Origin of the sequence: Variovorax atrisoli (assembly GCF_014195185.1) — a bacterium.
In the GTDB taxonomy this organism is placed as follows: Bacteria; Pseudomonadota; Gammaproteobacteria; order Burkholderiales; family Burkholderiaceae_C; genus Variovorax; species Variovorax atrisoli.
In genome coordinates this window covers 431,668-455,950 of record NZ_JACIBG010000007.1, presented here as the reverse complement: position 1 = coordinate 455,950, position 24,283 = coordinate 431,668, and the positions used below count along the sequence as shown (strand labels likewise).

General features: G+C 67.1%; 24 protein-coding genes. 17 read left to right on the top strand and 7 right to left on the bottom strand.

Annotated elements, in window-relative coordinates:
• Positions 1-89 precede the first annotated feature (89 nt).
• The 7 genes from FHY06_RS25310 (at position 90) to FHY06_RS25280 (ending at position 8,332) form a co-directional block, all read left to right on the top strand.
• Positions 90-989: an ABC transporter permease gene (locus tag FHY06_RS25310; protein ID WP_145762121.1), complete on the top strand. Its 900-nt coding sequence runs from the start codon at positions 90-92 to the stop codon at positions 987-989.
• A 179-nt stretch (positions 990-1,168) separates the two neighbouring features.
• Positions 1,169-2,167 carry an ABC transporter ATP-binding protein gene (locus tag FHY06_RS25305; protein ID WP_126186415.1) on the top strand — a complete coding sequence of 333 codons (999 nt, stop codon included), beginning with the start codon at positions 1,169-1,171 and terminating at the stop codon, positions 2,165-2,167.
• Entirely contained in the window at positions 2,164-2,979 is an 816-nt protein-coding gene (locus tag FHY06_RS25300) for an ATP-binding cassette domain-containing protein (RefSeq protein ID WP_184606689.1), read from the top strand. The genes FHY06_RS25305 and FHY06_RS25300 overlap by 4 nt, the downstream gene beginning before the upstream one ends.
• Before the next feature lie 54 nt (positions 2,980-3,033).
• Positions 3,034-4,527: an ABC transporter substrate-binding protein gene (locus FHY06_RS25295; RefSeq protein WP_184606688.1), complete on the top strand. Its 1,494-nt coding sequence runs from the start codon at positions 3,034-3,036 to the stop codon at positions 4,525-4,527.
• Positions 4,528-4,531: 4 nt separating this feature from the next.
• On the top strand, positions 4,532-5,953 hold the full coding sequence (locus FHY06_RS25290; RefSeq protein WP_184606687.1) for an amidase: 1,422 nt from the start codon (positions 4,532-4,534) through the stop codon (positions 5,951-5,953).
• A 24-nt stretch (positions 5,954-5,977) separates the two neighbouring features.
• On the top strand, positions 5,978-7,429 hold the full coding sequence (locus FHY06_RS25285) for an aldehyde dehydrogenase family protein (RefSeq protein ID WP_184606686.1): 1,452 nt from the start codon (positions 5,978-5,980) through the stop codon (positions 7,427-7,429).
• Between the two features lie 9 nt (positions 7,430-7,438).
• The gene (locus FHY06_RS25280) at positions 7,439-8,332 is read left to right on the top strand and encodes an NAD(P)-dependent oxidoreductase (protein ID WP_019658551.1); all 894 of its coding nucleotides are present in this window, start codon (positions 7,439-7,441) and stop codon (positions 8,330-8,332) included.
• Positions 8,333-8,425: 93 nt separating this feature from the next.
• On the opposite strand, the gene FHY06_RS25275 is transcribed toward FHY06_RS25280, so the two are convergent.
• The gene (locus FHY06_RS25275) at positions 8,426-9,772 is read right to left on the bottom strand and encodes an aminotransferase class III-fold pyridoxal phosphate-dependent enzyme (RefSeq protein WP_184606685.1); all 1,347 of its coding nucleotides are present in this window, start codon (positions 9,770-9,772) and stop codon (positions 8,426-8,428) included.
• A 127-nt stretch (positions 9,773-9,899) separates the two neighbouring features.
• Here FHY06_RS25275 and gcvA point away from each other — a divergent pair, with 127 nt between their 5' ends.
• Complete coding sequence (gene gcvA / locus FHY06_RS25270) at positions 9,900-10,835, top strand: transcriptional regulator GcvA (RefSeq protein WP_184606684.1); 936 nt, start codon at positions 9,900-9,902, stop codon at positions 10,833-10,835.
• A 50-nt stretch (positions 10,836-10,885) separates the two neighbouring features.
• Here gcvA and FHY06_RS25265 read toward each other — a convergent pair whose 3' ends face one another.
• Positions 10,886-11,698 carry a sulfite exporter TauE/SafE family protein gene (locus FHY06_RS25265; protein ID WP_184606683.1) on the bottom strand — a complete coding sequence of 271 codons (813 nt, stop codon included), beginning with the start codon at positions 11,696-11,698 and terminating at the stop codon, positions 10,886-10,888.
• Positions 11,699-11,800: 102 nt separating this feature from the next.
• On the opposite strand from FHY06_RS25265, the gene FHY06_RS25260 reads away from it, so the two are divergent.
• Complete coding sequence (locus FHY06_RS25260; RefSeq protein WP_184606682.1) at positions 11,801-12,598, top strand: AraC family transcriptional regulator; 798 nt, start codon at positions 11,801-11,803, stop codon at positions 12,596-12,598.
• A 413-nt stretch (positions 12,599-13,011) separates the two neighbouring features.
• On the opposite strand, the gene FHY06_RS25255 is transcribed toward FHY06_RS25260, so the two are convergent.
• Positions 13,012-13,335, bottom strand: a complete 324-nt coding sequence (locus FHY06_RS25255; RefSeq protein ID WP_126186131.1) for a winged helix-turn-helix transcriptional regulator — start codon at positions 13,333-13,335, stop codon at positions 13,012-13,014.
• A 58-nt stretch (positions 13,336-13,393) separates the two neighbouring features.
• On the opposite strand from FHY06_RS25255, the gene FHY06_RS25250 reads away from it, so the two are divergent.
• A complete protein-coding gene (locus FHY06_RS25250) occupies positions 13,394-13,936 on the top strand; it encodes a carboxymuconolactone decarboxylase family protein (protein WP_184606681.1) in 543 nt (180 codons plus the stop codon).
• A gap of 60 nt (positions 13,937-13,996) precedes the next feature.
• Positions 13,997-14,323: an EthD family reductase gene (locus tag FHY06_RS25245; RefSeq protein ID WP_184606680.1), complete on the top strand. Its 327-nt coding sequence runs from the start codon at positions 13,997-13,999 to the stop codon at positions 14,321-14,323.
• A 154-nt stretch (positions 14,324-14,477) separates the two neighbouring features.
• Here the strand turns inward: FHY06_RS25245 and FHY06_RS25240 are convergent, their stop codons facing one another.
• The 4 genes from FHY06_RS25240 to FHY06_RS25225 all read right to left on the bottom strand — a co-directional run bounded on the left by FHY06_RS25240 (position 14,478) and on the right by FHY06_RS25225 (position 18,355).
• Positions 14,478-15,029, bottom strand: a complete 552-nt coding sequence (locus tag FHY06_RS25240; protein ID WP_311733729.1) for a hypothetical protein — start codon at positions 15,027-15,029, stop codon at positions 14,478-14,480.
• 148 nt (positions 15,030-15,177) lie between these two features.
• On the bottom strand, positions 15,178-16,110 hold the full coding sequence (locus tag FHY06_RS25235) for a 2-hydroxyacid dehydrogenase (protein ID WP_184606722.1): 933 nt from the start codon (positions 16,108-16,110) through the stop codon (positions 15,178-15,180).
• 105 nt (positions 16,111-16,215) lie between these two features.
• Entirely contained in the window at positions 16,216-17,664 is a 1,449-nt protein-coding gene (locus tag FHY06_RS25230; protein WP_184606678.1) for an FAD-binding oxidoreductase, read from the bottom strand.
• A gap of 31 nt (positions 17,665-17,695) precedes the next feature.
• On the bottom strand, positions 17,696-18,355 hold the full coding sequence (locus tag FHY06_RS25225) for an aspartate/glutamate racemase family protein (protein WP_019658540.1): 660 nt from the start codon (positions 18,353-18,355) through the stop codon (positions 17,696-17,698).
• Between the two features lie 136 nt (positions 18,356-18,491).
• On the opposite strand from FHY06_RS25225, the gene FHY06_RS25220 reads away from it, so the two are divergent.
• The 6 genes from FHY06_RS25220 (at position 18,492) to FHY06_RS25195 (ending at position 24,241) form a co-directional block, all read left to right on the top strand.
• Positions 18,492-19,409 (top strand): LysR family transcriptional regulator, encoded by a 918-nt coding sequence (locus FHY06_RS25220; RefSeq protein WP_020723448.1) that lies wholly within the window; start codon positions 18,492-18,494, stop codon positions 19,407-19,409.
• A gap of 262 nt (positions 19,410-19,671) precedes the next feature.
• Positions 19,672-21,159, top strand: a complete 1,488-nt coding sequence (gene hydA, locus FHY06_RS25215) for a dihydropyrimidinase (RefSeq protein ID WP_184606677.1) — start codon at positions 19,672-19,674, stop codon at positions 21,157-21,159.
• A 62-nt stretch (positions 21,160-21,221) separates the two neighbouring features.
• Complete coding sequence (locus tag FHY06_RS25210; RefSeq protein WP_019658537.1) at positions 21,222-22,079, top strand: transporter substrate-binding domain-containing protein; 858 nt, start codon at positions 21,222-21,224, stop codon at positions 22,077-22,079.
• A 30-nt stretch (positions 22,080-22,109) separates the two neighbouring features.
• Complete coding sequence (locus tag FHY06_RS25205; RefSeq protein WP_019658536.1) at positions 22,110-22,868, top strand: amino acid ABC transporter ATP-binding protein; 759 nt, start codon at positions 22,110-22,112, stop codon at positions 22,866-22,868.
• Entirely contained in the window at positions 22,865-23,548 is a 684-nt protein-coding gene (locus FHY06_RS25200; RefSeq protein WP_019658535.1) for an amino acid ABC transporter permease, read from the top strand. Before FHY06_RS25205 ends, FHY06_RS25200 begins: the two co-directional genes overlap by 4 nt.
• Positions 23,549-23,560: 12 nt before the next feature.
• Positions 23,561-24,241: an amino acid ABC transporter permease gene (locus FHY06_RS25195; protein ID WP_019658534.1), complete on the top strand. Its 681-nt coding sequence runs from the start codon at positions 23,561-23,563 to the stop codon at positions 24,239-24,241.
• The last annotated feature ends 42 nt before the right edge of the window (positions 24,242-24,283 follow it).

Below are 24,283 nucleotides of genomic sequence, written 5' to 3'. Positions count from 1 at the left end.
ATGCTGCTGGCGGCCATGGTGGTCATCGTGAACTTCGTGGTCGACGTGCTCTACGCCGTCATCGACCCGCGCATCAAGGCCAGCGACATATGAGCGCCATCACCCCGACCTCCGGCGCGCTGCCCGCAGCTCCCGCCGGCACCGCCCTGAAGGCCCCCGGCTTCTGGCACCGCGCGCTGCGTCATCGCAGCTTCGTCATCGGCGGCGTGCTCGCCGCCTTGCTGGTGCTGGCCGCGCTGCTGTCCTATGTATGGACGCCCTATTCGCCCTACGGCATGGACATGGCGAACAAGCTCCAGGCGCCGTCCGGTTCGCACTGGCTCGGCACAGACGCGTTCGGCCGCGACGTCGCTTCGCTGCTGCTCGTGGGTGCACGCGCGTCGATCCTCGTGGGCGTGATCGCCGTCGGCATCGGGCTCGTGGTGGGTACGGCCCTCGGCCTGCTCGCCGCTGCGAAGCGCGGCTGGGTCGAGGAAGCCATCATGCGGCTGGCCGATTTCTCGCTGGCCTTCCCCGCGATCCTGTCGGCCATCATGATGACGGCCGTGTTCGGCGCGGGCATCGTCAACGCGATCATCGCGATCGGCATCTACAACATTCCGACCTTCGCACGCATCACGCGCGCATCGGCCAACGCGGTGTGGTCGCGAGAATATGTTGCGGCCGCGCGTGCCTGCGGCAAGGGGTCGTTCTCCATCACGATGCAGCATGTGCTGCCGAACATCTCGGCCGTGCTGATCGTGCAGATCACCATCCGCTTCGCCATCGCGATCCTGGCCGAGGCCGCTCTTTCCTACCTGGGCCTGGGCACACAGCCGCCGCAGCCTTCGTGGGGTCGCATGCTCAGCGAAGCGCAGACCCTCATGTTCCAGCAGCCGCTGCTGGCCGTCTTCCCGGGCCTGGCGATCGCATTCGCGGTGCTGGGGCTGAACCTGCTGGGCGACGGCCTGCGTGACCTGCTCGATCCGCGCCTGGCGCGTGCTCGTTGAGGATTGCCGATGAACGAGCATTTCGAATGCCGGCGCAACGACGCAGAGGGCGCGAAGGTTTCGCGAAGAGCACGAAAGAAAACCCAGGAGGTTTTCCGTGTTCTCCTTTCGCGACCTTTGCGTAGTTTTTGTCTTCCTTCTGCACTCGGCTGTCCGATCCCGACCCCGCTGTCCTGACCATGCCTCTCCTCGAAGTCAACAACCTCCAGATCGGCCTGCAGACACAGCGTGGGCCGGCGCAGGCCGTGCGCGGCATTTCGTTCTCGCTGGAGCGCGGCGAGACGCTGGGCATCGTCGGCGAATCGGGCTGCGGCAAGTCGATCACGGTGATGTCGCTCATGGGCCTGCTGCCCTCCACGGCCAAGGTTTCGGGCAGCATCAAGCTCGACGGGCAGGAACTCGTCGGCCTGCCCGAGAAGAAGATGTGCGAGATCCGCGGCAACCGCATCGGCATGATCTTCCAGGAGCCGATGACGGCACTGAACCCGGTGCACACCATTGCGCGCCAGGTCGGCGAGCCGCTGCGGCTGCATCGCGGGCTCACCAAGGAGCAGGCCCGCAAGGAGGCGCTGAACCTGCTGGAACGCGTGGGCATTCCCGATGCCGCCTCGCGCCTCGATGCGTACCCGCACCAGTTCTCCGGCGGCCAGCGCCAGCGCATCGGCATCGCGATGGCGCTCGCATGCGGGCCCGACCTGCTGATCGCTGACGAGCCGACCACCGCGCTCGACGTGACCATCCAAAAGCAGGTGCTCGACCTGATCCAGGGCCTGGTCAAGGAAATGGGCATGGCGCTGATCCTGATCTCGCACGACCTGGGCGTGATCGCCAACAGCGTGAAGCGCATGCTGGTGATGTATGGCGGCAGCGCAGTGGAGAGCGGTCCGACCGACACGGTCTTCGCCGGCCGCGCGCATCCCTACACGCGCGGCCTGTTCGCCGCGCGCCCTGCCATCGGCGCGGTGCGCGCGGGCCGGCTGCCGACCATCCGCGGCAGCGTGCCCGAGCTGGTCGACATGCCGCGCGGCTGTGCATTCGCCGGCCGCTGCGCCCACACCATCGACCTGTGCCAGAGCACGCGTCCGCGCGAGACGCTGCTGCCCGGCGAGCACGTGGTGCGCTGCCTGCGGCTCGGAGAAATCGCCGCATCCACCGCAAGGACCGCCACCGCCTCATGAGCCAGTCCGCCAACACCCGCCAGCCCCTGCTGGCCGTGAACAACCTCTATCGCCACTACGCGCTGCCGCGCGAGAAGCTCTTCGGTCCGCCGCCCACCGTGAAGGCGCTCAACGGCGTGAGCTTCGAGGTGCAGGCCGGCCAGAGCATGGGCATCGTCGGCGAATCGGGCTCGGGCAAGTCGACCATCGCGCGGCTCGTGATGGCGCTCGACACGCCGACCTCCGGCACCGTCTCGCTCGAAGGCCGCAACCTGCACGCGCTCTCCAAGGAAGAACTGCGCGTGGCGCGCCGCGACTTCCAGATGGTGTTCCAGGACCCGTACGGCTCGCTCGATCCACGCCAGACGGTCGCACGCATCGTCGCCGAGCCGCTCGAGGCGCTCGCGGCCACCACGCGGGCCGAGCAGCGCGAGCGCGCCGCCGAGACGCTGGCCGCCGTGGGCCTTCGCACCACCGACATGGACAAGTACCCGCACGAGTTCTCGGGCGGGCAGCGCCAGCGCATCGCCATCGCGCGCGCACTCATCACGCGCCCCAAGCTCATCGTGGCCGACGAGCCCGTGAGCGCGCTCGACGTGTCGGTGCAGGCCCAGGTGCTCAACCTCATGCAGGACCTGCAGCAGCAGTTCGGCATCAGCTACCTGCTCATCAGCCACGACCTCGCGGTGGTCAACCACCTCTGCGACGAGATCTGCGTCGTCTTCAAGGGACGCATCGTCGAACGCGGCCGGCCGGCCGACCTGTTCGAGCACGCGCAGCACGAGTACACGCGCACCCTGCTTTCCGCCGTGCTGCACACGCCCTCCCGCTAGCCGGGGCGGGCTTTTCCTTCTTCCCTTTCCACACTCACCTCCAGGAACTATCGAATGTTGAAGCGACGCACACTCATGACTTCCGCCATGGCCGCGGCGATCCCGGGTGTCTTCCTGCCGCAGGCCCGTGCGCAGGCCGGCAAGAACACGCTCACGATCGGCATGCCGCTCGAACCGCCGGGCCTGGACCCGACCAGCGGCGCCGCATCGGCCATCGCGGAGATCACGCAGTACAACATCTTCGAAACGCTTACCAAGGTGAACGCGGACGGCTCGGTCACGCCGATGCTGGCGGAGAGCTGGTCGTCCTCGCCCGACATGAAGACCTTCGTCTTCAAGCTGCGCAAGGGCGTGCGCTTCGAGAACGGGCAGCCCTTCAACGCGAACACGGTGAAGTTCTCGTTCGACCGCGCGGGCGGCGCCAAGAGCACGAACAAGGACAAGCGCTTCTTCAGCGAGATCGGTACGGTCGTGCTCGACGAGTACACGGTGGGCGTCAACAGCACGCTGTCCAACCCCGACCTGCCCTTCATGCTCGGCCAGTCGACCGCCTGCATCGTGGAGCCCAAGACCGCCGAGACCAACGCCACCGCACCCGTGGGCACCGGCCCCTACAAGCTGAGCGCATGGCAGCGCGGCGCCTCGTGCACGCTGGTGAAGTCGCCGACCTATCGCGACCCGAACCTCGCGAAGACCGAGAAGTTCGTCTTCCGCTTCATGTCGGACACGGCCGCTCAGACCGCCGCGCTGCTGTCGAACGACATCGACATCTTCCCGCGCGCGGGCACGCGCTCGGTGAGCCAGTTCAAGGGGAACGCGCGCTTCCAGGTGCTGGAAGTGGGCACGCGCGGCAAGGTGATCCTGACCATCAACAACCGCAAGAAGCCGCTGGACGACGTGCGCGTGCGCCGCGCGATCCTGGCAGCCATCGACCGCAACGCGATCATCCAGGGCGCGGCAGACGGCTTCGGCAAGCCCATCGGCAGCCACTATGCGCTGGGCGCGCCGGGCTTCATCGACACCACCGCGATGAACCCCTTCGACGTGGAGAAGGCGAAGAAGCTGCTGGCCGAGGCCGGCGTGAAGACGCCGCTGGAGCTGCGCCTGCAGCTGCCGCCGCCCTCCTACGCCCGCCAGGGCGGCGAGGTGATCGCCGCGCAGCTCGCGCAGATCGGCATCAACGTGAAGATCCAGAACGTGGAATGGGCCCAGTGGCTCAGCGGCACCTTCGGCGGCGCGCACGACTTCGACCTGACCATGGTCGCCCACGTGGAGCCCTTCGACCTGGTGAAGTACACCGAGCCCGACTACTACTGGGGCTACGACTCGAAGAAGTTCCGCGACCTGTTCGTGGCCATCCAGAACGAGGATAACAAGAAGCGCCGCGCCGACCTGCTGGCCGACGCGCAGCGCATGCTGGCGACCGACGCCGTCAACGGCTTCCTCTACCAGGCGGTGTTCCCGACCATCGCGCGCAAGGAAGTGAAGGGCCTCTGGCCGAGCATGCCGATCGTGGTGAACGACCTGGCAGCGATCTCGTGGGGTTGATGCGATGAGCACGTCGACATCGAAGCCCCTGTATGCCCTGGGTGTGCAGGAACTGCACGCCGCCTACGCGGCCAGGGAACTCTCGCCGGTGGAAGTGGCGCGCTCGGTGAACGAGCGCATCGCGGCCTACGAGCCCGAGCTGCACGCGACCTGGCTGTTCCGCCCCGAGCTGGCGCTGGAGCAGGCCCGCGCGTCCGAAGCGCGCTGGCTGGCCGGCAAGCCGCTGGGCACGCTCGACGGCGTGCCCGTGACCATCAAGGACAACCTCGCGACCGAGGGCGACCCGATGCCGCTGGGCACCGCCGCCTACGACCTCGTGCCGATGACCTACGACTCGCCGCCGGCCGCGCGCCTGAAGGAAGACGGCACGGTGCTGGTCGCCAAGACCACCATGCCCGACCTGGGCATGCTGTCCTCGGGGCTGTCGAGCTTCCACGAGCTCTCGCGCAATCCGTGGGATCTGTCGCGCACCCCCGGCGGCTCGAGCGCAGGCGCCGGCGCCGCGGCCGCTGCCGGCTACGGCCCGCTGCACGTCGGCACCGACATCGGCGGCTCGCTGCGCCTGCCTGCGAGCTGGTGCGGCATCTACACGCTCAAGCCCAGCTTCGGCCGCATTCCTCTGAGTTCGCCCTACATGGGCCGCTGCGCCGGTCCGATGACCCGCACCGTGGCCGATTCGGCGCTGATGATGGCCTCGGTCGCGCAGCCCGACGACCGCGACTATTCGGAACTGCCGCCGCCCGTCATCGACTGGACGGCCTTCGAGGTCGATGCTTCGTTCATCAAGGGCAAGCGCGTCGCGCTGCACATGGACGCGGGCTGCGGCCTGCCGCTCGACCCGCGGATCGCCGAAGCCGTGCGCCGCGCAGCGAAGCTCATCGAGGCGGCCGGCGCGGTGATCGAAGAGATCCCGGCCTTCATGACGCCGAAGATGCTGCAGGGCATGGACCACTTCTGGCGCATGCGCTCGTGCATCGACATCCAGGCAATGGCGCCGGAGAAGCGCGCGAAGATCCTGCCGTACATCCGCGAATGGGCCGAGAGCGCGGCCGGCTTCTCGGGCGCGCACATCTTCGACGCCTACAGCCAGTTCATCGCCGCGCGCGCGGCGACGATCGCGGCGACCAAGGCCTACGACTTCGTGATCTCGCCGGTGTCGCCCAACATGCCCGCACCGGCCGACCACGCATCGCCGACCAACGACCCGATGCTGCCGCTGGAGCACATCGGCTTCACGGTGCCCTACAACATGTCGGAGCAGCCCGCTGCCTCGATCAACTGCGGCTATTCGGCCGAGGGCATGCCTATCGGGCTGCAGATCGCTGGGCGTCGCTTCGACGACCTGGGCGTGCTGCAGTTCAGCCGCGCCTTCGAGCAGATCCGCGAACCGCAGAAACCCTGGCCGGAACCCAGCACGCCCCGCTGACCGGCCCCCAGGAGACAAGACATCATGAACGCAGCAGCCCACTACATCGACGGACGCCACGTGCAGTCCGAAGGCAACGCCACCATCGACGTGATCGACCCGAGCGACGGCAGCAAGTTCGACGAGATCGCGCGCGGCACCGCCGCCGACGTGGACACCGCCGTGCGCGCCGCACGCCAGGCCATGGGCGAGAACTTCGACGGCCCCTGGGGCGGCCTGACCGCGCTGCAGCGTGGCCGCCTGCTCGCCAAGCTCGGCGCCGCGGTGCTGGAGCACCACGAGGAGCTGGCCCAGCTCGAGGCGCGCGACACCGGCAAGGCGCTGCGCGTGGCGCGCAACGACGCCACCGCGTTGGCCCGCTACATGGAGTACTACGCCGGCGCCTGCGACAAGCTGCACGGCGACACCCTGCCCTACGAGCGCGGCTACACCGTGCTGACGGTGCGCGTGCCGCACGGCGTGACGGGCCACATCATTCCCTGGAACTACCCGATGCAGATCGCGGGCCGCAGCGTGGGCGCCTCGCTCGCCGCGGGCAACGCCTGCGTGGTGAAGCCGGCGGAAGACGCGAGCCTGTCGCTGCTGCGCCTGGCCGAGATCGCGACCGAAGTGGGCTTTCCGGCCGGCGCGCTCAACGTGGTGACCGGCTACGGCAAGGAAGCCGGCGCCGCGCTGTGCGCACACCCGGGCATCGACCACATCTCGTTCACCGGCTCGACCATGACCGGCCGCAGCGTGGGCCTGGCCGCGGCCGAGCGCCACTGCCCGGTGACGCTGGAGCTGGGCGGCAAGTCGCCGCAGATCGTGTTCGCGGATGCCGACCTCGACGCGGCCGAGCCGGTGCTGCTCAACGCCATCATCCAGAACGCCGGCCAGACCTGCTCGGCAGGCAGCCGCGTGCTGGTGGAACAGTCGGTCTATGAAGAAGTGGTGCAGCGCCTCGCCAGGCGCTTCACCGCCGTGCGCGCGGGCACGCCGGCCGAAGACCTGGACATGGGTCCGCTCATCAACGAAAAGCAGTTCCGCCAGGTGCGCGACATGGTCGCGACCGCCGAGGCCGCCGGCCTGAAGGTGGCGGCGCGCGGCACGGTGTCGCCCAACGCGTCGTCCACCGGCTACTACCAGGAGGCCGTGCTGTTCCGCGACGTGCCGCACGACAGCGACATCGCGCAGCGCGAGATCTTCGGTCCGGTGCTGGCCCTGACGCCCTTCGCCGACGAGGCCGAGGCGGTTCGCCTGGCCAACGGCACGGACTTCGGCCTGGTGGCCGGCGTGTGGACCCGCGACGGCGCGCGCCAGCTGCGCATGGCGCACAAGCTGCATTGCGGCCAGGTCTTCGTCAACAATTACGGTGCGGCGGGTGGTGTAGAACTGCCATTCGGCGGCGTGAAATCCAGCGGCTTCGGCCGCGAGAAGGGCTTCGAGGCCCTGCTCGGCTTCACGACCCTCAAGACCATCGCCATCAAGCACGGATGAAGACAACACATGACAACCACTGAACAGCAGCAAGCGCCGCGCAAGGTCGGCCTCGTCGGCGTGGGCCTGATGGGCCACGGCATCGCCAGCAACATCGTCAAGCACGGCCACCAGCTCACCGTGCTGGAGCACGCGGGCAACCAGCCCATCGACGGCCTGCTGAAGGCCGGCGCCACCTCGGTGAAGGACGTGGCCTCGCTGGCCGCGCAGGTCGACGTGCTGATCCTGTGCGTCACGGGCACGCCTCAGGTCGAGGCCGTGATGCTGGGCGACAGCGGCGCGCTCACCACGCTGCGCCCCGGCACCGTGGTCATCGACTGCTCGACGGCGGTACCCGCCTCCACCGCGAAGGTGGCCGAGGCGGTGAGCGCCAAGGGCGGCAAGTTTATCGACGCCCCCATGACCCGCACCGCCAAGGAAGCCGCCGAAGGCCGCCTGAACCTGCTGGTGGGTGGCGACGAGCAGGTGCTGGCCTCGTGCCTGCCGCTGCTGCGATGCTTCGCCGAGAACATCACCCATGTGGGCGGCATCGGCGCCGGCCACGCGATGAAGCTGCTGCACAACTTCGTGTCGCTGGGCACCGTGGCGCTGCTGTGCGAGGCCGCTGCCTGTGCCGAACGCGCCGGCGTGAAGCCCGACGTGTTCGTCGACGTGCTGGCCAAGGGCGGCGGCAACGGCGTGGCGCTGGAACGCGTCAAGCCCAAGCTGCTGACCGGCAGCACCGATTCGCTGAAGTTCTCGATGGCGAATGCGAAGAAGGACCTGGGCTACTACAACGACATGGCGCAGCAGTCTTCGTCGAGCCATGGCATCGCGCAGGCCGTGGATGCGCTGCTGACGCATGGGGTCGAGAAGTTCGGTGGAGACCGGATGGTTCTTGATCTCGTTGAAGCGTTGCGCTGATTCTTTGCTTCTGCCTGGCCCCGCCGCCGCCGTTGTTCGGGGCGGTCGAGGGCCGCTTTCGCTTGAGCGCGATGACGACAAGGTCTTGGTAGTTCATTGCGCGCCCTCCAACGCGGTGAGTGCGGCGTCAAGCCCGGCAAGGCCCTCGTCGAGTTCGGCTTTGGAGATCACCAGCGGCGGCGCGATGATCACCACGTTGTAGCGGCCATAGGCATGCACGCCCCGGGCGAGCAGTTCTGTGTAGAAGGCCTTCATCGGCAGCGAACCGCCGGGGTGATGCCATTCCACCAGGGGTTCGCGGCTTTCACGGTCCTGGACCAGTTCGATGCCGAACTGCGCCCCCATGCCGCGGATGTCGCCGATGCACGCGTGCCGCCGGGCCAGTTCGCCGAGGCCATCGAGCAGCCACCCCTCGATCTCACGGGCGCGCTCGAACAGGCCTTCCTCGATGTAGACCTTCAGCGCGGCAAGCCCGCCCGCCACCGAGAGAACATGGCCCGCGTGGGTGTGGCCGACATCGAACAGCTCCGAATCGAAGTGGCGCGCCACGCTTTCACGAACCATCACGCCACCGAGCGGGGTGTACGAGGAACTGGCCCCCTTCGCAAAGGAGATGAGATCCGGCTGCACGCCGACGCGCTGTGAGCAGAACGGCGCGCCCGTGCGTCCGAAGCCCGTCATGACCTCGTCGAAGATGAGCAGGATCGCGTGCCTGTCGCACAAGGCCCTGACCCCTTCGAGATAGCTGGGTGGATAGACCACCACGCCGCTGGAGCCCGTCATCGGCTCCATGAGGACAGCGGCAACGTTCTGCGCACCTTCGTGGGAGAGCACCCGCATGAGATGGTCCAGCGCGCGCCGCGTCTCTTCGGCAGGGTCTGTGGTGAAGAAGGGGCTGCGATACGGGTAGGGCGTAAAGAACTTGACCATGCCCGGCATCGCCGGAAACGGATCTCGCCAGCGATCGATGCCGGTCATGGAGGCCGCGGCGATGGTTCCTCCGTGGTAGGAGCGGTAGGCGGTCAGGATCTTCGAGCGCCGGGTGACGAGCCTGGCGATCCTCACCGCGTCGTCGTTCGCCTCGGCGCCGCCGCACGCGAAGTGCACGCGCATCCCCTCGGCCCACGGCGAAACCGTGTCGAGGAGTTCCGCGTACTCCGCCCGCACGTCGTTGAAGTAGCTCGAAGCCACCCAGCACATGCGTTCGGCCTGGTCCTGAATCGCCCTGATCACCTTCGGATGGCCATGACCGAGGGAAACGGCCACATACCCGCTCGTGAGGTCGAGATAGCGTTTGCCGGTCGCGTCGTAGAAATGGCAGCCCTTGGCGTGCGTGACCACCGGCGGATTCAGGCCGCCCTGCACGGCCCAGGGCACCAGCACCTTGCGGAAGGATGGGGCCAGCGTCTCGTTCGCCTGTCCGTGGATGCGCAGATCCATGATGAGATTCCTGTGGGTTTGGCTCAGCATGCCTGAGCCTGGTGGGTTGAGGAATCCAGAGACTAAGGATTGCGCTCCAAGCGTACAAATCAAACATTTAGCGGCTAAGGCTCAGTAGGATTGAGGCATGCCGTACGAACTTCCTCCCCTTTCGACGTTGCGTGCATTCGAGGCGGCCGCACGCCACGCCAGCTTCGTGCGTGCCGGTGAAGAGCTCTTCGTCACCGCCGGCGCGGTGGGCCATCAGGTGCGGCTTCTTGAGGATTGGCTGGGGACGGCGTTGTTCGTCCGAGGTCCAAGGTCGGTGCAGATCACCGAGACGGGCCGGCGCTACCAGCGGGAGATCTCGCGCATGCTCGAGGAACTGGAGCGCGTCTCCCTTGCGGTGCGCGGCGCCGGCGATGCGAAGGAGGTCACCGTGACGGCCATGCCGTCATTCGTGACCCGCTGGCTCATGCCACGGCTGGGAGACTTCCGGCAGAAGCATCCGGAGGTCGAAGTCAGGCTGCTCGCTTCGGTCCCGCCGGTGGACTTTGCACGGGACCGCGTGGACGTCGCGATACGCCTCGGCAGCGGCTCCTACCCCGAGTTGCACAGCGAGCTCATGCTGCGCGAATCCTTCTGCGCCGTTGCACAACCGGATGTGTGTCGCGGCTGGAAGAAGATCGGAGACATCCTGCAAGCCACCTTGCTTCATGACGAGTACGAGCCGCGGATTCCACTTCAGGTGGACTGGTCCCGCTGGTGGACCGCGCAGGACGCACGCCCCTTGTCCGAGCGCCGCATCAGGCAGGGGCTGCGCTTCTCGCACACCTATCTCACGATCGACGCCGCGATCGGGGGCGAAGGCGTGGCGGTGGCTTCCGACGTTCTGGCGGCCGACGCAGTGCGCACTGGGCGGCTTGCCATCGCGCCCGGCGAGCCGGTGCCCGGCCCCTATGCCTATCACCTGCTGACGCCGCGGACGTCTGCCGTGCGACCGCAGGTCAAGTCTTTTTGCGACTGGCTGCGCGTGCAGGCGAAGGAATTTTCGGAAGCAGGCTGGCCTCGACATCCGCCTTGAGCCCGATCATGCGCACCGGTCGCCGTGACCCGGTCCGCCCGCGTGCGCATCTAGCCAAGCAACATGGACACCTCGACGGCGATCAACAGCCCGACATACACCCTGGCGTGCACCTGATCGGGAATCCGCCCGATATACGGGGTCGCCAAACGAATCCCGACGTACGAGCCGGAGACCAGGGCGAGGAAGGCGCGCAGATCCACATAGCCGACATACCCGCGGCCCAGGTTCGTCATCCCGCCCCAGGAAAGGACCACGTAGGTCGCAGTCCCCGCCAAGGCAACGGGAAGCGACAGCGGGCTGGCCATGGCCGTCGCGCCGGTCATGCTTGCCCCTCTGCGGCGGAGCAAGGGAACCGTCATGACGCTACCCCCTACGCCGAGCAAGGCCGCGACCCAGCCGATGGCGACGCCCACCCATGCCGTCCGTGCCCGCGCTGGTCGGGCCGCCTGCGCCGGTTGTGAAAGAAAGCCGGGCCGAAGCCAGCAGTCCACGATGGTCAACCCCACGTAGACGACGAAAGCCCAGCGCAGCCAGCTGCCCTGCACTGCCGCCGCGGTCGCTGCGCCGAGCGCGCTGCCGATGGCGATGGAGACGAGCAGCGGCTTGATGGCCGTCCAGTCCAGCGATCCTGCGCGCTGGTGCTTCGCCGTTGCCATCGCCGACCCGAAGATCATCACGCACGTCGAGGTCGCGACCGCGATCTGCATTGCATGGGACGCCGTCTGCGCTTCGGGCCCGCGCAGGTGCGTCAGCGCCTGATAGAGCAGCGGAACCACCACGAAGCCGCCGCCGAAACCGAAGAGCACCGTGGTCACACCGGCGAGCGTGCCGCAGGCGGCAAGCCAGAAATAGAGTTCCATCGCAATCCGTCCTTCAAGATCAGTGAGGCTACGGAACCACGTTCTGTCTGGCTTTCGAAGCTTGGACAACGATGTTTGCGTTTCAGCCAATAATGACCGTCGATGAGAAACGTACCGTTGGACAGCGTCGATGCGATCGAGCGCGATGTGCTTGCGATCGGCACCGACTACGCGCATGGGACGCTGCTGGAGATGCATCACCATCGGCGAGCGCAATTCCTCTATGGCGCGACAGGCCTCATGGAAGTCGGCACGGATGACGGCGCATGGGTCGTCCCCCCGCACTGCGGAGTCTGGATCCCCGCGAACAAGCCGCACCGCGTGCGCATGGTTGGGGTCAGCACTCGAAGCCTCTACATCGAACCGAGTGCGGCGCCACGCGAGGGTTCTCGCTGCGAAGTGCTGCTCGTCTCGCCCCTCTTGCGGCAGTTGCTGCTGGAGGCGACGCAGGCGCAGGCCCTCTATGGAGAGCATGACAGGGACGGCCTGGTCATGCGCCTCGCACTCGCGGAGATCGCGCGCGCGGCCACGCTACCGATCTTCGCGCCCTTGCCCAAGGACGGCATGCTCCATCGGTTGTGCGTGGAGTTTCTCTACGCACCCAGCATCCGCGCGACTGCCGGCGAGTGGGCGGTGCAGCTGCACCGGAGCGAGCGCACCTTCACGCGGTTCTTCCGCGCCGAGACGGGCATGCCCTTTGGAGAGTGGCGCCAGCATGCCTGCCTGATATCGGCGCTTTCCAGATTGGCCGAGGGGCAACCGGTCACAGCCGTCGCGCTCGAACTCGGCTACGACAGTCCTGGCGCGTTCTCGACGATGTTCCGGCGCCGCCTGGGCTTCAGTCCGTCGAGCATTTCGCATTCGATGATGGGAGATTCGACATCCGAGCCAGCTGGATGAAGCAGTTTCTTCGCCATCCGCATCCTTCGACCTTGCTTGCAGCCGGCCGTATGGCCACCACACTGTATGCCAGCAAGAGGCTGCCGCAATGCCTCTCGCGCCTACGAGGTTCTCGACGGCGTTGCGCGTCCGGAGTCCTTCGGAGCCAGCTCGCTCAGCCGGGACAAGAACAGCTTGAGGATCGGTGAAGCGTTGGATCGGCTTCCGTGCGCTGCATCGCTGGTACGACGGCGTCTCGATGCGCGCCAGCACAGCGGCTCGCACACAGCTCGCTCCGCATCTCGAGAAGCGCTCACCGTGTCCGATGCCCTGAGCACAGGCGTCCCTCCGAGGCTGTTGCCGACGATGCGGCTTCGCCACTGGCTGGCCGCCCTGCCGGGTGGCGAGACAGCGGCATGGTCCAAGTCACCTGCTCATCGCTTTCCATCTCCCCACTTCTCCGCCCAATCCGCCAGCGGCTTCAAAGCCTTCGAAAGCCGTCTCCCCTCGTCCGTCAGCCGATAGCCCCCCTCGGCATGCTCGACAAGGCCGGCCTCCCTCAGCTCGGTGAGCCGCGTGTTGAGCAACCGGGTGTTTGTCTCGCAAGCATCCTGCAACGCCCTGAAGGTCAGCGGGTCTCCGCGAAGCTCCCAGAGCACGCGCAGCGCGGTGCGCCGCCCCAGCAGGTCCAGGGCGACCATGAGGGGGCGGCCGGTGGTGGAACCGCGAACAGGTTGACCGATGCGAGGTGTCGTCATGCTTTACTTTATACAGCAAGAAGCCTACGATGACGCCGTCTTGGAGTCAGGAACCTGCATGCCCGCACGCATCGATCCAGCAACGCCACCATTTGCCGAGCACATTTCCCGGCCGCTCGACAGGCTGATGAAGGGACAGCCCCCTTTGCGGCTGTTCACGACGTTGGCGCGCGACCCTCGTCTGTTTCAGAAGTTCTTTGCCGGCGGGCTGCTGGACAAGGGTAACTTGAGCGTCCGGCAGCGCGAGATCGTGATCCACCGAACAACGGCGCTGTGCAGATCCGAATATGAGTGGGGCATCCACGTCACGGTCTTCTCGAAGCTTGCGGGCCTGACGCCGGAGCAGGTTCAGGCGACCGTCACGGGTTCGGCGAACGAAGCCTGCTGGTCGGTCGAGGAACGGGTTCTTCTGCGCCTGTGCGACTCCCTGCACGAGCACTCCGACATCGACGACGGACTCTGGAGCGAGTTGCGAAAGTACTTCGCCGAAGAAGCCGTCATCGAGCTGCTGATGCTGGCCGGCTTCTATCGCACCGTCAGCTATCTCACGAACGGACTGCGCCTGCCCCTGGAAGAGACGGGCGCACGATTCCCGGCTTGAGGCTGCTTCTGGCCGAGCCGCGGCCGCAAGCACCAACGTGCAACAACAGGAGAAATCTCGATGATCAAGGTCAGTGTCATGTACCCGTACGCCGTCGGCGCACGGTTCGATCACGCCTACTACCGCGAGAGCCATATGCCGATGATGAGGCGGCTGCTCGGCGATGCATGCCTCTACTACACGGTGGACAAGGGCATCTCGGGGCGTGCTCCCGGCAGCGACCCTGTGTACGCAGCAAAGTGCGATTTCATCTGCACTTCCGCTGAAGCTTACCGAGCGGCCTCCGGCGAGCACCAGCAGGAGATCATCGATGACATCCCCAAGTACACGGACATTCGGCCGGTCGTGCAGATCAGCGAAGTGGTGGTCGAGCGTTCGGAAGTCTGATCGAGGAGCGAATGTCGCCAGGCACCGCATCCACGCGAGCGATTCGTGGAATGGAGCGTTCGAGGGGCTTGCCTTGGCGGCAGCGTCTTGCCGGGACATCGGATGCAGCGACGTATGGCCGTCGGCATGCTGGCCCCAGACATCCGATTCGGACTCAGGGAGCGAAGACCTCGGGATGGGTATAGCGCCAGGCACCGACGCAACCGATCAGGCAAACGGTGTGGCTGATCATCGTGCTCTCGCGCCCCTGGCCGGCGAACGTGACCGCGATGTTCTGGTGCTGCTTGCGCCAGGCCAGAACCCTGCCTGAGAAACCGGGCCGATCATGCTCCTCGTCCAGGTCCGGCTGGCCATGCGCATCGATGCAATCCTGGGGTGTAGAGCCGATGGCGAGGCCCATCGGGAGCGGGCCCGGAAATGGCGTCTTGATCCTGTCGTCCGATCCGGGCGCGAGGAGCTGCACGGACCCGATGAACCATCCCTCTTCATCCGGGTAGTTCGATCCCGTCAGTCCGTTCAGTTTCTGCGCCTGGTAAATATCGATGCGCACGCACGCCTTGGGTATCCAGATGACCTCCTCGCTCGAGGACAAGGCACCGGGGCCGGAAACCCTCTTGACGCCCAGGGCGCCCAGCACATCTCGGACCTTCCTGCTGTCGAAAGGCTGGCCGATCATGGCGACCAGCTGCTCTGATATTTCTTTCACGCGAGACCTCTGCTTCGTACGCTGCGATTGGCCGGCGGCCAGGAGATGGCGCGGGATCATAGTGGATGGAGACGCATGGAATCCCTTGCTCTCCATCGGCGCGGGTCATGCCCTCAAGGCCTTCACCTGCGCACGAAGCGTCAGCACCTCAGTAGCCGAGTTCGCGGGACACCAGCCCGGACACGGCGCGACCCGCAAGGTAGGCTTCGATCTTGGATGCGATCTGAGCCACGGTCTCGCGACGACCGGTCTGCGCCGCGATGTGCGGGGTCACGCTGATGCGCGGATGGCTCCAGAAGGGGTGATCCTTGGGCAGCGGCTCCGTCCGGAACACGTCCAGCACGGCGCTTTCCACGTGGCCGGATGCCATCACATCCAGCAGGTCCTCCTCGACCAGGTGCTCGCCGCGCCCCACATTGATCAGGTGGGCGGGTGCCTTCAGTCGGCCCAACGTCCGCGCATTGAGGATGCCCGAGGTTTCCGATGTCAGCGGAAGGATGTTCACCACGATGCGGCTGCGCGCAAGGAAGGCATCCATCTGCGACTGACCGCCGAACACCTCGACCCCCTCCAGCGGCTGCCCGCTGCGCGACCATCCCGCCACCGCATAGTCCAGCTGCGCAAGCGTGGTCGCAATCTTTCGGCCGATGACGCCCATGCCCAGCACGCCGACCGGAAACTCGCGCCGATCGATCGCCGTCAGTTGATGCCAGTGGCGGTCCGCCTCCTGCTCGGCATACCGGTCGAGCTGGCGCACGATCCTGGAGACGGCATGCACCACATATTCGGCGATCTGGGCCGACATGCCGCCGTCTTCCAGGCGGTACAGCGCCAATGAACTGGGGAAGACCGGGTTGCGCAGCAGCGCATCGACGCCGGCGCCCAGGTTGAAGACAGCGCGCAGGCCCGGCTCGCGGGCGTACAGGGCGTCCGGGGGCTGGAAGATCACCGCCAGTTCCGCGCCCTGCGTGGGCATGTCCTCCCGCCAGTGGATGAACTCCACGGCCGGAAGCGCGGCCTGGAAATCAGCGAGGAAATCCGCCGTGTGAAGCGGATGCGTGCTGCAGAAAAGAACTTTCATGGTGCTGCGAATGGTGGATCTTGTCGAAAGGCGGATCACGGCTGCCGCGGTGGCTGCTCACCGATCGGTGGCGTCGAGCGGCATGCACCCGCGCGGAGGCCGGGCTCAGAAAATCTTTCCGGGGTTCATCAGGTGGTTGGGGTCGAGCGCCTGCTTGATCCGCATCATCAGTTCGTACTCGACGGCGGGCTTGTAGCGCCGCAACTCGTCGCGCCGAAGCTGTCCCACGCCGTGCTCGGCACTGATGCTTCCCTCGTACTGGTCGACCAGGTCGTGCACCACGCGATTGAATTCGACCAGGCGGGCATCGCGGGCCGCACTGGGGGTGTCGGGCGGCAGCAGCACGTTGTAGTGCAGGTTCCCGTCGCCCAGGTGGCCGAAGTTGACGATGCGCACATCGGGCGCGAGCCGGCGCAGGGCTTCGTCGGCACGAGGCACGAAGTCGGCCACCGCGGAAATCGGCAGGGAGATGTCGTGCTTGATCGCCCAGCCCGCCCGCACCTGCGCCTGCGAGATGCCATCGCGCAGATTCCAGAAGTCCCGAGTCTGCGCGTGCGCGGCGCTGAGCGCGACACCGCTGACCAGCCCGGCCTGCAGCGCGTCGCCCAGCACTTCTTCCAGTTGCGCGTCCAGACCCGAGGCGCAGGTATCGGACAGCTCGACAAGCGCATGGAACCCATGACGGCCAGCCAGCGGTGCGCGTGTGCCGGGCACATGCGCGAGCACCAGCGACAGGGATGCTTCGGACATCATCTCGAAGGCCGCCAGCCGTTCCCCGCACCGCTCGCGCAGCGCGGCCAGGAGCTTGACCAACGAGCCCAGGCGGTCCGCGCCCACCCACGCCGTCGCCGTCGATATCGGCCGTGGCAGCAGCTTCAGAACGGCGGCCGTGATCACGCCCAGCGTTCCTTCGGAGCCGATCATGATCTGCCGCAGATCGAAGCCGCTGTTGTCCTTTCGCAGGCCGCGCAAGCCGTTCCAGATCCGGCCATCGGGCAGCACCACTTCCAAGCCCAGCGCAAGCTCGCGCATGTTCCCGTAGCGCAGCGCGGCAATGCCGCCCGCATTGGTGGCCAGGTTGCCGCCGATGGTGCAGCTGCCTTCGGAACCCAGGCTCAGCGGGAAGAAGCGGTTGGCGTCCTGCGCGGCTTGCCGGACCTGGGCCAGCAGCACGCCCGCTTCGGCCACCAGCGTGTTGTTGAGCGGATCGACTACACGGATGCGATTCATGCGACCCGTGCTCAGGATGACCTGTGCCCCGCTGGCGTCAGGCGTCGCGCCGCCGCTCATGCCGGTGTTGCCGCCCTGCGTGACGACCGGCGTGTGCGTCTCGTGGCAAACCCGCATCACGGCCGCCGTCTGCGCCGTGTCGGCCGGGCGAGCGACGAGCGAGGCACGCCCGTGCCATTTGCCGAGCCAATCGCTCAGGTAGGGCGACTGCGCCTGGGCGTCCTGCACCAGGCCTTCGTCGCCCAGGATGGCGTGCAGCCGCCGGTGCAGGTCCGGATGCGGCGCGACAGTCCTTGCCCGCGGCTCGAAGAGAACCGAATTCATCGCCGGCGCTGTCCCGGATGGCTGCGCGCGCTCACCAGCCAAGCAGGACACGGCCCAATGCCATCGCGGTGGCCGCCTGCGTGGGCTCGACCACGGGCAGGCCGCAGGCCTCGGCCAGGGGCGCCCGGAATCCGGCCATGCCGGCGCAGCCCATCACCAGCACGTGCGCGCCGCGTTCGTCGCGCAGCCGCCGGCCTGCGTCGATCATGGCCGCCAGCGTGGCTTCGCGGTCGGCAAGCGCGGACACGCCCCGCCCGATCGCGATCTCCCCCACGCAGCGCTGCGAGATGCCCATGGCCCCCCACGCACGCAAGTGACGCGGGATGGAGCCCGGCAGGATGGCGATCACGCCGAAGTGGTGGCCCAGGGTGAGCGCCGTGAGCACGGCCGACTCGCTGATGCCGAGCACCGGCACGGCGACGCGCTCGCGCAGTTGTGCCACACCCGGATCGCTGAAGCAGGCCACCACGAAGCCGGCCGCGTCGGCTTCATGCCGCACGGCAAAGTCGTTGACGGCCAGGGCCGCGCCGTCCACGTGCGCCTGGGTTTCCACGCCGGGCGGGCCGGCTTCCAGGGTCACGCACCGGATCTCGGGCCCGCCCGCGCGCCGCAACGGCTCGACGGCTGCGCTGAGCTGCGCGGTGACGTCTGCGTTGCTGTTGGGGTTGATGACGTAGAGGGTGCGTGACATGGCGTGCAGTGGTGGCGGACAGCGGGTTGCGGCGTGAGGAAAGTCTAGGCCGCGGGCTGGGGCATGGCACTTGCTAAGTTGTCGGTCACCCTTAACCTTCTGTTATCCGCTCACCCGGCTTTGCAGCTTGCATGCCATGTCCCTGAATCTCCGCCAGATCGAGGTTTTCCGCGCCGTGATGACCACCGGCTCCATCACCGGCGCCTCCGAACTTCTCTGCGTTTCCCAGCCGGCGGTGAGCCGGCTGCTGTCGCACACCGAAAGCCGCGTCGGGTTTCCGCTCTTCGAGCGCATCAAGGGGCGGCTGTACCCGACGCCGGAGGCGAAGAAGCTGATCCGCGAGGTCGAGCAGGTGTATGCCGGCGTCAACCGCGTGAACGAACTGGCGCAGGAACTGCGCGACAACAGCGACGGGATCCTGAACATCGTCTCGAGCCCCAGCGTGGGCCAGATGATCATTCCGCAGGCCGTGACGCGCTTCCGCCAGCGGCATGCCAATGTCAAGGTCACGTTCCAGTACCTGGGCCCCGCGCCGCTCATGGAGCGCGTGCTCAACCAGCAGGCCGACCTGGCGGTGACGCTTCGGCCGGTCGACCATCCCAACCTGATCGCCGCGCCGCTCGGCTCGGCCCGGCTGGTGTGCGTCTGCCCGTACGACCACCCGCTGGCGCGCCTCGCCACCTTGTCTGTGGAGGACCTGCTGCCTTGGCCGCTGGTGTCTTACGAACGGAGCACGTACTTCGGCCGCATGGTGGCCCAGCTGTTCGAGTCGGCGGGACAGACGGTGCGCGCGGCCGTGGAGGTCGGGTCGCCGCAGAACGCCTATGCGATGGTGCAGGCGGGGGCCGGCATCGCGCTGGTCGACGAGTTCTCGGTGCGCAGCTGGACGAACCATCGCCTCGTCGTGCGGCCGGTCCACGGGACGCCTCTGGTGCATGCAACGCTGATGCATCTGCGCTTCGAACCGCTGTCTCAGATCGCCCAGTCGTTCATCACCGACCTGCGCGCCCTGATGGATGGCCAGGAGACATCGACGCCCCAGGAAGGTGCATAGGCGCACCAGGTGCAATCACTTAACAGCAGGTTATGGCTGCTGCATAAAAAGGCACGCGACAAGGCCTGACGCGATCGAAATAATTTCTTTCATCGCTTCACCCGTGCAGGCCTTCGTCATGAATCACCACCGCCCGACTCGCCGCAATACGCCTGCTGCCGCAGGTCGCCAGTGACGTCCGCCGGGTCGGCAACAACAACCCGTCTCCACGCTCCGGCGCAAGAGCACTCCCCGCTTTCGCCGACGCCAGCACACAAGAAACATGACCTCTTCATTTGACCTGACCATCCGGGGCGGCCGGATCTGCAATGCCACCGGCTGCATCGAGGGCGACATCGGCGTGACCGACGGCCGCATCGCCGCCATCGGCACCGGCCTGGCTCCCGGACGGGAAGACATCGACGCACGCGGGCGATGGGTGCTGCCCGGCGGGATCGACAGCCACTGCCACATCGAGCAGCTCTCGGGCATGGGGCTGATGTGCGCCGACGACTTCTATTCGGGCACGGTGTCCGCCGCCTTCGGCGGCACGACCACCGTCCTCTCGTTCGCCGCCCAGCACCGCAAGGACAGCATTCCGCAGGTCCTCGCCGACTACGCCCGGCGGGCGAGCGAGAAGGCCGTCATCGACTACGGATTCCACCTGATCCTGACGCGTCCCGACGAGGAGGCCCTGGCGGTGCACTTGCCGCAGGCGATCCGCGACGGCATCACGTCGCTGAAGGTCTACATGACCTACGACCTGCTCAAGCTCGACGACCACGCGCTGCTGGACGTCATGTCCACGGCCGGCCAGGAGGGCGCGATGGTCATGGTCCACGCCGAGAACCACGACATGATCCGCTGGATCGCGCGGCGCCTGCTCGAGCGGGGCCACACGGCGCCGAAGTTTCACGGCGTGTCGCACGACCCGCTCGCCGAGGCGGAGGCCACCAACCGCGCGATCCAATTGTCGCGTCTGGTGGACGTGCCGATCCTGATCGTGCACGTCGCAGGCGCCGAGACGGTCGAGGTGCTTCGCCAGGCGCGCCGCCTGGGTGCACAGGTGCATGCCGAGAGCTGCCCCCAGTACCTCTTCCTCGAGGCCTCCAACATCGACCTTCCGGGCATGGAAGGTGCCAAGTTCTGCTGCAGCCCGCCGCCGCGTGACAAGGCCTCGCAGGAAGCCGTATGGGCCGGTCTGCTGGACGGCACGCTCGGCGTCTACTCGTCGGACCACTCCCCCTTCCGCTTCGACGAATCCGGCAAGTTGCCCAAGGGCGATGCGACGACCTTCAAGGAGATGGCCAACGGCGTGCCGGGCATCGAGCTGCGCATGCCGCTGCTGTTCTCCGAAGGCGTCATGAAGGGCCGCATGAGCATCGAGCAGTTCGTGGCGCTCACGGCCACCAACCACGCACACATGTACGGCCTGGCGCCCCGCAAGGGCGCGATCGCCATCGGTGCCGATGCCGACATCGCCATCTGGAATCCGCAACGCGTCGTGGACGTGTCCGCCGCGATGCTGCACGACAACGTCGGCTACACGCCCTACGAAGGCATGCGCCTGACCGGCTGGCCGGAAGACGTGTTCAGCCGCGGGCGCAGCGTCGTGCGCGCAGGCGAGCTGCGCGCGGAGCGCGGCTCCGGCCAATACCTGCGCCGCGGCCCGTCCCGGCCGCTCGGTGCTGCGCCCGCCCGCTCGGCGAGCCGGGGCGCATTCAGCGCGCTGGTCGGACTGGATCAGCCCGAAGGTCTGCGCGGCCGCTGAAGCTCTTCCATCTTCTTTCCTCTTCCTCCCTCTTCTTCCAACTTCATCCCACACACGCGATCATGTCCAAGCTCCATATCTCCCGCCGATTCGCCGCCCTCCTGGCCGTCGGCGCCGCTGCATTCGGCCCCCTGGCCCAGGCCGACGAAGGCGCGCCGCTGCGCACCGCACTCGACCCGACCTTCGCTCCCCAGGCCATGGTCAAGCTCGGCGGCGGCATCCAGGGCTTCAACGTCGATCTGGCCGAAGAGCTGGGCAAGCGGCTGCGCCGCAAGGTCGAGATCGAGGCGACCGAGTTCTCCGGGCTGATCCCGGGCCTCAACAGCGGCAAGTACGACTTCCTGCTGGCGCCGGTGACGGTCAACCCCGAGCGTGCGCGCGCCCTGCTCTTCACCGAGGGCTACACCGAGACGAACTACACCTTCCTGGCGCGCAAGAACGGCACGAAGCTGGAGTCCCTGGAAGGTCTGAAGGGCAAGACCGTGGCCGTGAACAAGGGCTCGAACTACGAGGGCTGGGCCAAGGAGAACGCCGAGAAGTACGGCTTCAAGTACGACGTGTACGGCACCAACGCGGATGCGATCCAGGCCGTCATGTCGAGCCGGGCCGACTTCAACCTGGCGGGCAACACGGTGGCCGGCTGGGCCGCCAAGCAGAACCCCGCCCTGCAGACCACCTACACGGTGAAGACCGGGCTGGTCTGGGCGATTCCCTTCCGCCTGAACGACAAGGCCGGCCGCGACCTGGTCTCCAACGCCCTCAAGTGCATGAAGCTCGACGGCACCATCGCGCGCCTGGCCACCAAGTGGTACGGCATCGAGCCCGCAGCGGGAAGCGTCGAGCGCACCGTGGCGCCCGGCCACGGCGTGCCCGGCACCGAGAACTACGACCCCACCCCGGTCAAGCCCAACTGCGCCTGATCGCCGGGTTCAACGGAAGAAACGCAGCCCATGAGCGCCCCCATCCTAGAACTAGTCGGACTGAAGAAGTCCTACGGCTCGCAGGAGGTCTTGCGCGGAGTCGAACTCCGCGTCCGGCCTGCCGAGCTGGTATGCGTGATCGGGCCCTCCGGTTCAGGCAAGAGCACCATGCTGCGCTGCTGCAATCGGCTCGAGGAGCCCAGCTCCGGCCAGGTGGTCGTCGATGGCCAGGACATCACGCGGCCCGACACGGACATCAACCGCGTGCGCCAGAGCGTGGGCATGGTGTTCCAGCATTTCAACCTCTACCCGCACCTCAGTGCGCTGGAGAACGTCACGCTGGCGCTGCGCCGCGTGCAGAAGAAGGACCGCGCGCAGGCCGAGGCGATCGCACGCGACGCGTTGACCCAAGTGGGGCTGGGCCACAAGGCCGATGCCTTTCCGGCCCAGCTCTCCGGCGGGCAGCAGCAGCGCGTCGGCATCGCCCGGGCGATTGCCTTGAAGCCCAAGGTGATGCTGTTCGACGAGCCGACCAGCGCGCTCGACCCCGAACTCGTCGACGAAGTGCTGCGCGTGATGCGCGCCCTGCGCGAAGGCGGCATGACGATGCTGGTCGTGACCCACGAAATGGCGTTCGCGCATGCGGTGGCCGACCGGGTGGTGTTCATGGACGGCGGCGTCGTGGCGGAACAGGGCACGCCGGCCGAGGTGTTCGAGAACCCCAGGGAAGCGCGCACGCGCAGCTTCATCGGCCGCTACATGGACGCGAAGAGCGCGAGCCCGGCATGAACGAAGCCAATTCCGGGTTCCTCTTCACCTTCTTCAATCCCGCGGTCGCGGCCCAGTATTGGCACGAGATCGCACGGGGAATGGTGGTCACGATCGGCGTCGGCGCGGCCACGGTGGTGACGGGCGTGGCGGCCGGCCTGGTGCTGGCGCTGGCCCGGGCCACCGGCCGCGCCTGGCTGCGCCTGCCCGTCGTGCTGTTCTCGGACATCACGCGTTCGCTGCCGCCGCTGGTCATCATCATCCTGCTGTACTTCGGCCTGCCCGCGCTGGGGATGCCGCTGTCGTCCTTCACCTCGACATGGCTGTCCCTGTCGCTGGTGCTCGCGGCCTATGCCCAGGAGAGCATCTGGGCCGGCCTGTCCTCCCTGCCGAAGGGGCAGATGGAGGCCGCCCGCTCCACCGGCCTCGGCTGGTGGCAGGCGATGCGCTGGGTGCTGCTTCCCCAGGCCCTGCGGCGCGCTGTGCCGCCGCTGACGAACCGGGTGATCGCCACGACCAAGAACACCGCGCTGGGCTCGGTGGTGGCGTTGAGCGAGATCCTCAGCACGGCGCAGGCATCTGCAGCCGTGGCGGGCAATCCGACGCCGCTCACGGTGGGCGCCTTCCTCTACCTGCTGGTGTTCCTGCCCCTCGTCTTCGTGGCAAGAACGCTCGAACACCGCTCATCCAACAGGAACTAAGCCAGGCCAGCCATGGACTCGATCATCGAGAACTTCTTCAACCTGGAGATCTATCGCCAGGTCCTTCCCTATCTGCTGAACGGTCTGTGGACGACGATCTGGTTGTCGGTGATCGTCATCCCGCTCGGGGCCATCGCCGGGCTGCTGCTGGCGCTGGGCCAGACGCAATCGGGCTCGCGCTGGGTGCGCTGGACCGTGATCGCATACGTCGACTTCTTCCGTGCGTTTCCGCCCCTGGTCCTGCTGATCTTCCTGTATTTCGGCCTGCCCTTCCTCGGCGGCGACGTGCCCAAGCTCGCGGCCGTGGTCATCGCCTTCGTGCTCAACAACGCGAGCTACTTCTGCGAAGTGTTCCGGGCCGGCATCCAGGCGGTGCACAAGGGCCAGATGGAGGCGGCACGTTCGACGGGACTGACCCGCATGCAGGCCCTGCGCTACGTGGTCCTGCCGCAGGCGGTGCGAAACGTCATGCCCGACCTGCTGGGCAACTGCATCGAGGTCGTGAAGCTGACGACGATCGCCAGCGTCGTGGGCATGCCGGAGCTGCTAAGGGCCGCGCGCGATACCCAGTCGCTGGTCTACAACCCGTCGCCCATCGTGCTGGCCGCACTGCTCTACCTGGTCATGCTCTGGCCGCTGACGCGCGTGCTCGCCAGCCTCGAGAAACGCCGCACCGGCATGGCCGGCCACTGATCCTCCGCCCGGCGCCTGCGGCATCGGCAGGCACCGGCCATT